The following is a 14,353-nucleotide window of genomic DNA, read 5'->3' as shown; positions in this document are numbered from 1 at the left end:
AACAACTGCCGAAAGATCTATCGGCAGTTGCATAATGAGAAATTTTTATTTTACACTGTAAGGCAATGAAAGATTACCGCTGGCAACAGAATACACTTTATAAACCCCCAGCATAGGTTTGTCTCCTGCGCCCATTTTATCGTCGCCATCGCCGGTGTTTACCATCATGTAGCAGGCTACGGCATCAAATTTAAAATTGGTTTTATTGCTTATCCTGTAGTTTGGCACAATTACTTTTATAGAATTGCCTTTTGTAACCACATTAAAACCGGGGCTGTCCATATACATTTCCATTCCGGGGTTATTTGCCGGCAACGTTACGGTTGGATCTCCTTTTTTAAATTGTTTTACCGATAGCCCTCCTTCAACGCGATTATCTTTATTTAATATAACCCAATGCGGATGCCATATTACACCATCGTTGCCATAATTTGTATCGGCATCTTCGTCCCACATTGGAGTATCGTCAAAATCCGGATGAGATGTTAATGCCAATGCCACAATGCCTTCGGTATTGCTAAAGCCCACATCGGTAGGTTTAAGTGTTGTAGGAAAAACATAGCCCAATACAGGTGCACCGTTTAACTTTCCAGCGGCTTTTGGAGTTGTAGCTCCTGCCTCGCCCTTAACTTTTATTTCCCAAATGGTAACGCCAAGGTCTTTGTTATTTGTTACTGATGCCGATTTTATTACAAAATCATCATTGTCATAACATTTATCACAGTCGGCTGTTGGAACAATTCCAATAGCAAATGAACTTAAAATTGCAAATAGTGTTTTCATAGTTATAATTATTTAAGGTATTTTTTTAAAGTTGCGGCAGCCTGCTCAAACAGCGCCTTAGTTTGTGGCAAATCGGCAAGACCGTTAAGAAGTCCCCAATCGTGTATAACATCATTAAAGCGCACCGTAGTGGCATCAACACCCGCTTCAAGAAGTTTCCTTCCAAATGCTTCGCCCTCATCTCTTAAAATGTCATTCTCTGCAACCTGAATAAGCGTAGGCGGCAATCCTTTTAACTGATCTACAGTAGCCTGTAATGGAGAAGCAAATATTTCATTTCTCTTGGAAGGTTCAACATATTGATCCCACATCCATTGCATAAGTGATGCCGTTAAAAATCGTTCAGTACCAAAAAGCTTCCACGATTCCCTTTCAAAATTGGCATCGGTAACAGGCCAAAATAAGATCTGGGCTTTAAAATCAGGCCCACCATTTTCCTTAGCCATAAGGATGGTTGCAGCAGCAAGGTTGCCTCCTGCACTATTACCTACAATGGCAAGCTTTGCAGCGTCTACATTTATCTCGGATCCATTAGCAGCGATCCATTGTGCTGCCGCATAAACTTCATTTACAGGATACGGATATTTTACTTCCGGAGCCCTTTTATATTCTACAAAAACTCCGGTAAAACCTGTAAGCACCACAAGATCCCTAACCATTCTTTTGTGTGTAGGATAATCACCTAAAACCCACCCGCCGCCATGTATATACATAAATACGGGTGTAGTACCTTTTTCACCTTCAGGTCTTACAATGTTTAGGGTTATAGTAAACCCGGCATGCTCTACGATTTTTTCATACTCCTCGATACCGCTAAGATCTACCTTAAAGGCTTGTTGTGCTCCGGTAAGTACATTGCGGGCATCGGTAACAGAAAGACTCTCTAACGGACGATTTCCTTCTGCATTAAGTGGTTTTAAAAACTCTTTAACTGCTTCAGATAAATTTGGATCACTGTCGTAAGGATTTGATTTTAATAAAGTTGTACTCATGATATAAAAGTTTTGATTATTATTTTTTATAAACTTGTATTGCATTGAGCCAAAATCACACCATTAAATACAAAATACTGAAAATCAAATAATTAAATTTAAAGCTAAATTATAATCAACTGATTAATAGCGAATAATCGCTGTATTTTCAGCGATATTTAGAGGTGCAGAATTGATTATTTCTTTATCAAAATGTTAAAAGCCAACACCAATTGCAATTAACTGATTATTGGCTTTAGTCGATTTTTTTTAAATATTATTACAAAATTTCATCAATTATGTTTTATTAATTAAATGTAATCGATTACATTTGTTGCATGAGATATTATATTTTATAATAAACAATTTTTATAATAATTAAAAATCAACTACTAATCAGTTAGTTATATTAAAAATTTGTAATAAAGAAGAATACAACAACGATAAATGACAAAACAATAATGAATACAATGATTAAAAAACCTCTGATTTCTGATAATTTTTTACTGTCTAATAAGTATGCAGAAGAGCTTTACTTTAATTATGCAGAAAAACAGCCTATTATAGACTACCATTGTCATTTATCGCCAAAAGATATAGCCGAAGACAGAGTGTTTGACAACATCTCTCAGGTATGGATTGCAGGCGACCATTATAAATGGCGTGCCATGCGTACTCTTGGTATTAACGAAAAATATATTACAGGTAATGCTGCCGATAGTGAGAAATTTGCCGCATGGGCAAAAACGGTTCCACATACACTAAGAAACCCTTTGTTCCACTGGACACACCTTGAGCTAAAACGCTATTTTGGTGTAGACGATTTTCTTAATGAAGGTAATGCCGCTGCTATTTTTGAAGATGCAAGCCAGCAACTTCAGCAAACCGGTAAATCGTGCAGGGGACTTTTAAAAATGATGAATGTAGAAACCGTGTGTACTACTGAAGACCCTACTGATACACTAAACTACCATCAGGATTTTGCAAAAAGTGGTGCAGGTATTAAAATGAGTACCTCTTTCCGCCCTGATAAAGCCATTTTAATTGATAATAAAGATTATACTGATTATATAGCAAAACTTGGCGAATCAGCCGGAGTTGCCATAAACTCTTATAACGACCTTTGCGATGCATTACACAAGCGCATAGAATATTTTGATGCTAACGGTTGCAAACTGTCTGACCATGGATTGAACTACATTTCTTTTACAGAATTTACAGATCAGGAAATAAGCACTATTTTTAGCAACAAGCTTGCAGGAAAAACCATATCTGATACTGATGCAGAGAAGTTTAAAACCGCAGTTTTATTGTTCTTAGGAGAAACATACCACAAATTTGGCTGGGTACAGCAGTTTCACCTTGGGGCATTGCGCAACAACAATGCTCGTATGCTGAGCATTCTTGGCCCTGACACAGGATGGGACAGTATTGGCGATTATAAACAGGCAGTTACACTTAGCAACTTTTTAAATACATTAGATACTAAAGATAAACTTGCCAAAACCATACTTTACAATTTAAATCCTGCAGACAATGAACTGTTTGCCACAATGATTGGAAACTTTAACGACGGCAGTATTAAAGGAAAAGTACAATATGGCTCAGGATGGTGGTTCCTTGACCAAAAAGATGGTATCATTAAGCAATTGAATGCCTTGAGCAACATGGGGCTTTTAAGTACTTTTGTGGGTATGCTTACTGACTCAAGGAGTTTCCTTTCTTTCCCGCGCCACGAATATTTCAGGAGGGTGCTTTGCAACCTGCTTGGACAGGAAATGGCTACAGGAGAACTGCCACAGGACATTGAATGGATTGGAAAAATGGTTGCCGATATTTCTTATGGCAATGCTAAACAATATTTTGACCTGTAATTATAATGAGAAATAACACAGTAGGCAAAATAGTAACCTTTGGCGAGGTAATAATGAGGCTTAATCCGCCGGGGTGCAATAAAATGAAACAAAGCAAAGAGCTCGAATTCTTTTTTGGCGGTACAGAGATGAATGTTGCCGCCTCTTTGTCTCAGTTTGGCTTATCTGTAAAGCACGTCAGCAATGTCAGCAACGATTTTGTTGGCGATGCTGCCCTTGCCTGTATGCAAGGATATGGCATAGATATATCTCATATAAACAAAGTAAACCATCCGTTAGGATTGTATTTTATGGAAACCGGAAGCGGTTTTCGCGCCAGCCAGATTGCCTACAACCGCCTGCATGGTGCCTTTGCCAATATTAGCCCTGAGCAAACAGACTGGGACGAGATATTAAACGGCTGCTCACTCTTACACTGGACAGGCATTACCCCTGCCCTTAGCGAAGGTGCCTATCAAACCCTGAAACAGGGACTTATAAAAGCCCTTGATAAAGGAATTGTTATTACTACCGACCCTACCTACAGAAGCAACTTATGGCAATATGGCCGCAACGGAAAAGAGGTTTTGACAGAACTGGTTGGCCTGAGCACTGCATTTATTGGTGGTGTAAACGAGATCAATGAAATACTCGGTACTCATTTTACTCAAACCGATGAGGATTTTATAAATGCTGCAAAACAATTGATGGTTACCTGCCCTAACATTACTAAGGTGTATGACAAAGTACGTGTAGCCTATAGTGTAAACCATCAAAAAATATATGCACAGGCCTGGGATGGTGTTACATATTATAAGACCGACGAAATTGAAATAACCCAGGTTGTAGACCGTATTGGTACCGGAGATGCCTACGCAGCCGGATTGATCTATGGCCTGCAGTTTTATAACGACGAAGCTTCTTTACGCTTTGCAAATGCTGCCTGCGCCCTTAAGCATACCATACACGGAGATATAAACCTGTGTACAGTAGACGAAGTACTGGAACTTGTAAACGGTAGTTCAGGAGGAAGGATAAAAAGATAACGGAAAGAGGCAAGTCAAAAAAGAATGAAAAGGCATAAAGCTATAAAAATGCATTTGAGAAATTATTATAAAAATAGTTTCTCTTTTGGTTGGATTTCGCAATCGATATAGTAAAATAGCTATCAAAAAAAATCACCTTACAACGCACTAAGATTTTAAAAATGAATACACAGAATTTATCTACGCCAAGCAATTTCAGATGGACTATATGCGGTTTACTTTTTATTGCCACAACCATTAACTATCTCGACAGGCAGGTATTATCGCTTACATGGAAAGATTTTATTTCGCCAGAATTTCATTGGAATAATAACGACTATGGCAATATAACAGCTCTCTTCTCTATATTTTATGCTGCAAGCATGTTGTTTGCTGGTAAGTTTATCGATTGGCTTGGAACCAAAAAAGGATTTTTATGGGCTATAGGCATTTGGTCTGTCGGGGCATGCCTTCATGCTTTTTGCGGCATTGCAGCATCAGGTATATTAACAGGTAATTGGTTTGTATCTTTTTCGGGGTCTAAAGAGGTTTTACATACGGTTAAAGATATCTCAAGGCTTATAAACGTAAGCGTGGTGCTGTTCATATTTGCCCGCCTTGTTTTGGCCGTGGGCGAAGCGGGCAACTTTCCTGCTGCCATTAAAGCCACTGCCGAATATTTTCCTAAAAAAGACAGGGCTTTGGCAACCAGTATATTTAATGCAGGGGCAACCGTAGGTGCTTTAGCCGCCCCCGTTACCATTCCTTTTATTGCTCAGGCAATGGGATGGGAAATGGCTTTTATTATAATCGGTGGCTTAGGATTTGTCTGGATGGGATTGTGGACATTTTATTTCAAAAAACCTGAGCTACATCCAAAAGTTAACGAAGCCGAATTAAAATATATACAACAGGATCAGGATGACATTTTTAATACTACGGGGGAAAACAAACCCGAAACAAATTTTTCATTCAAAAAATGCTTTAGCTATAAGCAAACCTGGGCATTTGCGTTTGGTAAATTTATGACCGATGGTGTTTGGTGGTTCTTTTTATTCTGGACACCTGCTTACTTAAGCTCTGTTTATGGAATGGATAGTACACAAAGTGCCTTCCCGTTATTTATATTATATGTAATTACATTGTTATCGATAATAGGTGGTTGGCTTCCCACCTACTTTGTAGACAAGCTTGGCATGAATCCTTATTCCGGCAGAATGCGTGCCATGCTTATTTTTGCTTTCTTCCCGCTATTGGGGCTTTTAGCGCAACCATTGGGTTCTATAAATTATTGGATACCTATTATTATCATTGGCGTGGCACTTGCTGCACATCAGGCTTGGTCGGCAAACATATTCTCTACTGTAGGCGATATGTTCCCTAAAAAGGCCATAGGAACCATTACAGGCATAGGCGGTATGGCTGGTGGATTAGGATCTTTTCTTATAAACAAAGGTTCGGGCGTCTTATTCGATTATTCGCACAAAGCCTGGACAACCATAGACGGAGTTCCTTTGCTTGAAAAATATCCGCAATATGCTGATGCCCGTCTACCGGAAGGTTTTTTCGAAGGACTTCAAAAATCCGGGGCAGTAATATCAGATGGTATAAATACAGGCTATATGATAATCTTTTCAATATGTGCCGTTGCCTATTTAATTGCATGGGTGGTTATGAATGCTTTAGTACCAAAATATAAGGTTATAACTAACTAATTTAAACTATGGAAGATCAGCTAAAAAAGAGTTTGAGCAGGGAAACCACAGGCTATAATAAAAACCTGCCTATTAAGGTCCTGCAATTTGGAGGAGGAAATTTTATGCGCGCCTTTGTAGATTATACTATAGATGCACTTAACGAGAACCATGGTTTCAATGCCGGAATAGCACTCATACAGCCTACACCAAGAGGATCTGTACATAAACTGGAAGAGCAGGGAAACCTTTATACGCTTTTTACAAGAGGTATAAAGAACGACACTATAGTAGATGAAAAAAGGATAATATCTGCCATACAAAAATCGGTTAATCCTTACACCAACTACAATGCTTATTTAGCTTTAGCTGAAGAGGAAGAATTACAGTTTTTATTTAGTAATACCACAGAGGCAGGTATTGTGTTTGACAGAGACGAAGACCGTTTAGAAAGTGGCCCTCACATAAATTTTCCTGCCAAAGTAACCGCTTTTTTATACAAACGCTATCTGCATTTTAATGGTGCAGAAAGCAAAGGACTCACTATCATTCCGTGCGAACTTATCAATAACAATGCCGATACTTTAAAAGAATATATCCTCAAATATGCTGCCCTTTGGAAACTGGAAGAAGGCTTTAGCGAATGGATACAAAACCACAACTATTTTCATAACACACTTGTAGACAGGATCGTTCCTGGATATCCTAAAGACGATGCAAAAGTGTATGAGGAGCAACTGGACTATGATGATAAAATGATGGTAGTATCTGAAGCATTTTTATTTTGGGTAATACAGGGAGGCGAAGCCCTGAAACAAAAACTTCCATTACATAAACTCAACGAGCAAATTTTAGTTGTAGACGATATTCAGCCCTACCGCACCATGAAAGTGCGGATACTGAATGGGGCGCACAGTGCTATGGTTCCTTTTTCTATACTATATGGAAAAGAAACCGTTAAAGAATCTGTTGACGACGAATTTACGGGTGCATTCATTAAAAATGTAGTGTTTGATGAAATTATTGCATCACTCGAAATGAATAAAGATGAAGTAGAAACTTTTGCCAATGAAACCTTTGATCGTTTCAGGAATCCGTTTGTAAAGCACCTGCTTTCAAGCATAGCATTAAACTCAGTTTCTAAATTTAAAGTAAGGGTAATACCGAGTCTTTTGCAATATGTAGAAAAAGAACAAAAGTTACCCCTCCATCTCACCTTTGCACTTGCTGCATTAATACGCTTTTACAAAGGAGACTGGCACGGCACTACCCTACCTGTTAGCGATGAAGAGAGCATTGTAAACATATTTAAATATATATGGCTCTCTAAAGACTATAATAAAATAGCTACGCTGGCTTTAAGCAATACCTCATTTTGGGAAACCGACCTAACAGAAATAGATGGACTTAAAGAAGCCGTTGCAACTGCCTTGAAAGAAATAGACACCAAGGGCATCAAACAAGCCTATCTGGATTTTATTAAGCAATAAACTTAACATTTACAGCCATGCAAAATAAAGCACTGAAAGTAAATCCAAAAGACAACGTTGCGGTTGCTCTTGTAAATCTTAATAAGGGAGAAAATGTTGCAGTAGATAATGTAAAATATAACATCTTAAATACAATACAGGCAAAACATAAATTTGCCTTACAGAACCTTACTGCCGGAGATGAGATAATTATGTATGGTATTTTGGTGGGGAAAGCAAATACTTTTATTGGCAAAGGCGATGTTATAACGACACAAAATGTGGTACATCAAAGCGCAAAAGTGACTTCTAAGACCGAAACAACACACTGGGATGCCCCTAATGTTGAAAAGTGGAAAGAACGCACTTTTATGGGGTATCACAGAGAAGACGGGCAAGTGGGTACTGCAAACACATGGCTGTTCTTTCCGTTGGTTTTTTGCGAGAACAGAAATATAGAAATACTTAAAGATATTTTTGAGAAAGAGTTGCTGCACGAACATGTTAGCAAACATCAGCTGTTGTTACGATCTTTAGTACAAAACAAGGCTGAAACCGAAACAGTAGTTAATGAAGAAGATACAAGGGTATTTAAAAACCTTGAAGTAAAGTTTGTAACCCATCAGGGAGGGTGCGGAGGCATCAGGCAGGATGCAGAGGCATTGGCTAAGCTGTTGGCCGGGTATGTAAAAAACCCTAATGTGGCAGGTGCAACAGTATTGAGTTTAGGCTGCCAAAACCTACAGATTCAGATATTTAAGAACGCACTAAATGCTATTAGCCCGGATAATAAAAAACCTATAATTATTTACGATCAACAACAATCAGGCACAGTAGACCAAATGCTGGACGGTATTATAAAAGATACATTTAATGCACTCAAAGAAGCCAACGATACCCAACGTAAACCCGCCCCATTATCTAAGTTGCGTGTTGGTTTAGAGTGTGGTGGCAGCGATGGTTTTTCGGGTATTTCTGCAAACCCGGCTCTGGGGCATGTATCAGATATGGTAGCGGCCCTTGGAGGCACGAGCATTTTATCTGAATTTCCTGAACTTTGTGGTGTAGAACAGGAAATTGTAAACCGTTGTGTAGAGAATAATGATGCGCAAAAATTCCTGTCACTCATGAAGGCTTATGAACAGTCTGCCATAGATGCCGGATCGGGATTTGATATGAACCCATCTCCCGGAAATATAAAAGACGGACTTATTACAGATGCCATGAAATCGGCCGGAGCAGCAAAAAAGGGAGGATCATCGCCTGTTAATGCCGTATTGGACTTTGGAGAATACATTACAAGACCTGGGCTCAACCTGCTTTGCACACCTGGTAACGATGTAGAAAGTACTACTGCTTTGGGAGGTTCGGGGGCAAACGTAGTGCTGTTTACCACAGGGTTAGGTACACCAACAGGTAACCCAGTAGTGCCGGTTATAAAAATATCCTCTAATACAGCATTAGTAGAACGAATGCCGGATATTATTGATTTTGATTGCGGACCGGTTATTAGCGGTCAAAAGAATATTGAAGAAATGGGCGAAGAGCTGCTTGAATATATAATTAAAGTAGCCAGCGGAGAGGTAGTAACCAAATCTAAAATATTAAATCAAAACGATTTTATTCCCTGGAGGAGAGGTATTTCACTATAAAATTACAGTAAAAATACTATTTTCTCAGGGACGATTTTCTGATAAGTAATTCGGGTTTAAGCACAACCTTTTTTTGAATGTTCATACCCGAATTGCTTTCGTTTATTCCCTCTAAAAAAACCTGTCCTGCCATTTTGCCCATCAAAACAGGTGTTTGATCTACTGAACTCATTGGCATCTCCATATATTCTGTAAAGGGCTCGTTACTGAAACCTATAACGGCTACCTCATTCGGAATATTTATACCTTTAGCTTTTAGTTCTTTACAGGCACCCAATGCGGCGAAATCGCTCGAAGAAAATATAGCATCCGGAACATCGTCCCTATCCCATAATTTCCTAACGGCATCGGCACCCGATTCGATAGAACTTGCAGTGGTTATAATATAATCTTCTTTAAGTGTAAGTCCGTAAGCTTTTAAAGCATCTGCATAGCCATTATACCTTTGCTGATAAATTTCAAGGTTATGATTACCCGAAAAATGGCAAATGTTCTTACATCCTTGTTTTATAAGATGCTCAGTTGCAAGATATCCTCCTTTATAATCGTCTATTGTTACAGAGCTTATACCAGAAATATCTTTTTTCCTGTCGAAGAATATTATAGGGGTATTGTTAGTATTTAGAGCTCTTGTAATATAATCAGTGTTCAATGTAGTTTTAGAAAGCGACATAAAAATGCAATCTACCTGAGCATTTAGCAGTGTATTAAGTTGCTTGATCTCTACAGAATAGTCTTCATGACTTTGGCATATAATTACATGATAGCCCTGCGGGGTAAGCTCCTCCTCTACCCCTCTGATCACCGAAGAGAAAAAGTTTGTGTTGATGTACGGAACTATGATACCTACATTTTTGGTACTCCCGCTCTTAAGGGCTTTAGCCAGTTTATTCTGCTTATAGTTCATTTCTTTAGCAGTTTTTAAAACCAACTCCTTAGTTGCCTGGCTCACTTTAGGATCATCGTTAAGTGCCCTTGAAACTGTTGCCGCACTTATATTAAGTTTTTCTGAAATATCGTAAATAGTAATGTTCTTTTTATCCATACCGGAAACTTTATAAAATAATATCAGCAGTTTAAATATCTCTTATTTCAGATTTAAAGCGTTCGCTTTGCTAAAAACAAATAAACCACTAACAATCAAAGCTTTATTTTAGTTAATAATTATACAATTTACAATAAGACAGTAAGTATTTGTGCTCTGTGAAGATACGTAATTTATTGCGGATTTTGGTAGGCCTGAATACATTTTTTTAAGCTAAGCTTCAGTTTGAATCAACTTTATAAACAAGCTTATTTTAGCAGTATGTTTTTTAGACTCTCTCTAAAAAGTTCATTCTCGTTCATGCCATTGTGTGCGGCACCCGGAAGCGGAATTACGCTGACCTTTTTATTATATTCCCTGATCTTTAATGCATGGCTGTAAGGTATAAGTTTATCATCTGTTCCATGAAAAATATAAACAGGTGCTTTTACGCTTTTTAAATTTTTATAGGTTTCGAGCCTGTATCTCTTAATAAATTCAGGCACCAAAGGCACCTTTTCATCAATCAACGCGGTAAGAGAATAATAAGGTGCCTGCAGGATCAGTGCCTTACAATTCTTATTTTGGGCCAACAAGGTTGCCGGCCCCGTACCTATAGAATACCCGGCTATAATAGTATTATCTTCTTTAAAATGATAATAGCCGAGAACATAACTATATGCTTTTTTTACATCGTTAACCAACTGATCTTCATTCTGTATGTGCCCTCCACTTTTGCCATAGCCACGATAATCAAGTATAAAAAGATCGTAACCCAGATCAGTATAAATTTCATTGCCAACGCCTCGCCCTCCTACCGACCCTCCGTTACCGTGCAGGTAAAATACCAGACCTTTAGGGTTTTGAGCTTTAAAAAGTATTCCATGTAAATTTACACCTTTATCTACCGGAATATAAACTTCCTCATAATTACCGGGAAACTCAAACTTATAGTCCTTAGCAAGTACTTCAGGATGAAAAAGAAATTTTTCCTGTTTAAAATACAAAAATACCAGGGCAATCAGGTGCAAACCAATGCAAAAACAAACAGCTATAACAAATCTCCTCAACCACTTTTTCATATCCGGTCAGGGTTTACTATTTCTAACCACATTGCTTCCTCACCTTTATAATCATAAGTTTCTACAAACCGTAACCCTGCATTTTGTAATGCTTTTACCGAACCAATATTATCTGATAATGCACTTGCATTGATTTTATCAAGCTTTAATGCTTCAAAGCCATAATTTACAAAGAAAATAGCCGCCTCAGTAGCATAGCCGTTGCCCCAAAACCGTTCTATAAAACGATAACCTACATCATAAAACTTATCATGACCGTTAACATTACTTTCCAGTTTTAATCCGGCCCAGCCAATAAATTCGCCAGTATCTTTTAGAATAACAGCCATGCGTCCAACCCCGTTAGTTATATATTGCTGTCTAATAAAAGCAATTACAGCGCGGCTTTGCTCAATATCTGTAACGGGATTATTACCCAAATAACGATGTACGTTTGGATTAGAATCTAATTCAAACATTGCCACATCATCAGATGGCAAAAGTTCACGATAGATGAGGCGTGCTGACTGAAGCATCTATAATATTGATTGTATAATTATTTAAAAAATTGTTTCTAAAGGAAAACCAGCTCAGGAAACAGAGGGCATTGGACTAAAAAATTTATGCCATAGAGATTATATTTCACTCTTAATTGTGGTAACTATTCCCCCATTTTAAAAGCTGTAATAATAGGCTCAGCTTTTTCCATAAAATATTCATCTATAAAAACTTCGGCAGCCATACCAATATCGCCAAACCCGGCCATTCGCGCGCTTTGTATGTTGTTTTTTATCATGGCATCAATACCCAAAGTAGCAAGCCGTGCCTGTAGTGCCTGCGCCAATATCTCGCTACCCGAAAATACTTTTTTAAGCGCCATAGTTATTCTGTTTCGTTAGTTTCTTCATCCTCATATTCTTCTTTCTCTTCTTCAAGATCGTCAAACTCAAAAAATACAGGCTCTATCATCAGTCGATCGGCAAGCAATTCTACCCGTTCAGTAATTACATCCGTAAAGAAAATGCGTTGCGTTTTAGCAATACTGTTGCTAATACGGGCTATTTTGGGCTCAAGTCTGTGTTTTAGCAACGTTTCCGTATCATCAACTACAAACATTTTTAGCTGGTTCACATCAAAACCTGCCGATGAAAACATATCTCCAAGCCTGTTAACCGTTCCTACAAGCACATCTATGCCTACCGATATTTGGTTTTTATCATAATCAATATCGCCTTTGTCATGAACACCATACACCCTTAAATCGGTATGCTGTCCAAAATCTCTGAAAAGTTGTAATACTTCCAGCATTTTTTCTTTGGTTTCCACAACTATAAGAGCACGTGGCGACTGCTGAAAAGCCTTATCAAGTTTTTGTATTACATTTATAACAATAGCTGTTGTTTTGCCCTCTTCCTTTGAGGCACCAATAACACAATCAGCACCGCTTTTCAGGGTGCCAAAAGTTTCTTTCTGAAGGTCTGTAGGCTCTGTAAAACCTGCCTCAGCAAGCGCTTCTGCCAACCCCGGATTTATTTTTTTTAATTTCATTGTTGATGTTTTAGCCACGAAGCACACTACTTTACACTAATCGCTAATTAGTAAAATCCGTACAATTTGTAGCTTATAAAAAATTATTTACTTGCAAAAAGCCTTACGTCAGTTTCAGATATTTCGTTTCCACCCAAAATAATCAGACGCTCTACCACATTGCGCAGTTCACGAATGTTACCTGTCCAATCATACTCCTGTAGCAGCTTAACAGCATCTGATGAGAAACGTTTTTGTACCGTTCCCTGGTCGGCAGCTATTTTTTCGGTAAAATGCTCTATCAGTAACGGAATATCATCACGCCTGTCATTTAGAGCCGGAACTTTAACTAAGATCACAGCAAGACGGTGGTAAAGATCTTCCCTAAAACGACCTTCAGCAATTTCTTTTTTGAGGTCCTTGTTAGTAGCCGCCACTACACGCACATCTACTTTTATATCTTTTTCGGCCCCCACACGCTGTATCATGTTTTCCTGTAAAGCACGTAGTACTTTTGCCTGGGCTGGCATACTCATATCGCCAATTTCATCTAAAAAAATAGTGCCCTTATCAGCAGCTTCAAACTTACCTGCACGGTCTTTTACCGCACTGGTAAAAGCTCCCTTAACATGCCCAAAAAGCTCGCTCTCAATAAGCTCGCTGGGTATGGCCGCGCAGTTAACCTCTATAAAAGGGGCTGCTGCACGTTCGCTTTTTTCGTGAAGCCAATGCGCTACCAACTCCTTTCCTGTACCGTTAGGCCCGGTTATAAGCACACGCGCATCCGTAGGGGCTACTTTTTCTATAATCTGCTTTATGTGGTTAATAGGCTCGCTATCGCCTACCATTTCATAGCTTTTGCTTACTTTTTTTTTCAGCATCTTATTCTCTACAACAAGCACTTTACGGTCTAAAGCATTGCGCACTGTGTTGAGCAAACGGTTAAGATCTGGTGGCTTGGATATATAATCGAATGCCCCTAAACGCATGGTATTTATAGCAGTTTCTAAATCGCCATGACCGGATATCATTATAACCGGAATTTCAGGCTTTAGTTTCTTAACGGCTTCAAGCACCTCAACACCATCCATTTTGGGCATTTTTATATCACAAAGCACCAAATCATAATCATCGGTTTTTATTTTCTCAAGTCCCTGCACCCCGTCCTCGGCTTCATCAACACTGTAGGTATCGCTTTCTTCCCTAAGTATCTTTCCAAGTACACGGCGGATTGCGGCTTCGTCTTCTATAACAAGTATTTTGGGCATTTTTAGATTATTTAGATTGCCGGATA

The 14,353-nt window shown here is 38.6% G+C and carries 13 protein-coding genes; 5 read left to right on the top strand and 8 right to left on the bottom strand.

Translation table 11 applies throughout. The features are described from left to right. Positions 1-45: 45 nt before the first annotated feature. Together GR160_RS02470 and GR160_RS02465 are read right to left on the bottom strand one after the other, a co-directional pair. On the bottom strand, positions 46-783 hold the full coding sequence (locus GR160_RS02470; RefSeq protein WP_160748246.1) for a hypothetical protein: 738 nt from the start codon (positions 781-783) through the stop codon (positions 46-48). Between the two features lie 8 nt (positions 784-791). Further along, complete coding sequence (locus tag GR160_RS02465) at positions 792-1,775, bottom strand: alpha/beta hydrolase (RefSeq protein ID WP_160748245.1); 984 nt, start codon at positions 1,773-1,775, stop codon at positions 792-794. A gap of 449 nt (positions 1,776-2,224) precedes the next feature. Here GR160_RS02465 and uxaC point away from each other — a divergent pair, with 449 nt between their 5' ends. The 5 genes from uxaC to GR160_RS02440 all read left to right on the top strand — a co-directional run bounded on the left by uxaC (position 2,225) and on the right by GR160_RS02440 (position 9,447). Continuing rightward, a complete protein-coding gene (uxaC, locus tag GR160_RS02460) occupies positions 2,225-3,628 on the top strand; it encodes a glucuronate isomerase (RefSeq protein ID WP_160748244.1) in 1,404 nt (467 codons plus the stop codon). A 5-nt stretch (positions 3,629-3,633) separates the two neighbouring features. Then, a complete protein-coding gene (locus tag GR160_RS02455) occupies positions 3,634-4,653 on the top strand; it encodes a sugar kinase (RefSeq protein WP_160748243.1) in 1,020 nt (339 codons plus the stop codon). A gap of 161 nt (positions 4,654-4,814) precedes the next feature. Next, positions 4,815-6,347, top strand: coding sequence for an MFS transporter (locus GR160_RS02450; RefSeq protein WP_160748242.1), 1,533 nt, complete (start codon positions 4,815-4,817; stop codon positions 6,345-6,347). A gap of 8 nt (positions 6,348-6,355) precedes the next feature. Beyond that, positions 6,356-7,816 (top strand): tagaturonate reductase, encoded by a 1,461-nt coding sequence (locus GR160_RS02445; RefSeq protein WP_160748241.1) that lies wholly within the window; start codon positions 6,356-6,358, stop codon positions 7,814-7,816. Positions 7,817-7,833: 17 nt separating this feature from the next. Next, positions 7,834-9,447 carry a UxaA family hydrolase gene (locus GR160_RS02440; protein ID WP_160748240.1) on the top strand — a complete coding sequence of 538 codons (1,614 nt, stop codon included), beginning with the start codon at positions 7,834-7,836 and terminating at the stop codon, positions 9,445-9,447. Between the two features lie 16 nt (positions 9,448-9,463). Here the strand turns inward: GR160_RS02440 and GR160_RS02435 are convergent, their stop codons facing one another. The 6 genes from GR160_RS02435 to GR160_RS02410 all read right to left on the bottom strand — a co-directional run bounded on the left by GR160_RS02435 (position 9,464) and on the right by GR160_RS02410 (position 14,327). Then, entirely contained in the window at positions 9,464-10,492 is a 1,029-nt protein-coding gene (locus GR160_RS02435; protein WP_160748239.1) for a LacI family DNA-binding transcriptional regulator, read from the bottom strand. A 248-nt stretch (positions 10,493-10,740) separates the two neighbouring features. After that, on the bottom strand, positions 10,741-11,553 hold the full coding sequence (locus tag GR160_RS02430; RefSeq protein ID WP_160748238.1) for an alpha/beta hydrolase: 813 nt from the start codon (positions 11,551-11,553) through the stop codon (positions 10,741-10,743). Continuing rightward, positions 11,550-12,068 (bottom strand): GNAT family N-acetyltransferase, encoded by a 519-nt coding sequence (locus GR160_RS02425; protein WP_160748237.1) that lies wholly within the window; start codon positions 12,066-12,068, stop codon positions 11,550-11,552. The genes GR160_RS02430 and GR160_RS02425 overlap by 4 nt, the downstream gene beginning before the upstream one ends. A 125-nt stretch (positions 12,069-12,193) precedes the next feature. After that, entirely contained in the window at positions 12,194-12,412 is a 219-nt protein-coding gene (locus GR160_RS02420) for a putative signal transducing protein (protein WP_160748236.1), read from the bottom strand. 2 nt (positions 12,413-12,414) lie between these two features. Beyond that, positions 12,415-13,080 carry a DEAD/DEAH box helicase gene (locus GR160_RS02415; RefSeq protein ID WP_160748235.1) on the bottom strand — a complete coding sequence of 222 codons (666 nt, stop codon included), beginning with the start codon at positions 13,078-13,080 and terminating at the stop codon, positions 12,415-12,417. A gap of 83 nt (positions 13,081-13,163) precedes the next feature. Further along, positions 13,164-14,327, bottom strand: coding sequence for a sigma-54 dependent transcriptional regulator (locus GR160_RS02410; RefSeq protein ID WP_160748234.1), 1,164 nt, complete (start codon positions 14,325-14,327; stop codon positions 13,164-13,166). Positions 14,328-14,353 lie beyond the last annotated feature (26 nt).

This window comes from Flavobacterium sp. Sd200 (assembly GCF_009826935.1).
Lineage (GTDB): Bacteria > Bacteroidota > Bacteroidia > Flavobacteriales > Flavobacteriaceae > Flavobacterium.
The sequence above is the reverse complement of the archived record's forward strand: the minus strand, read 5'-3'. Positions and strand labels throughout refer to the sequence as shown.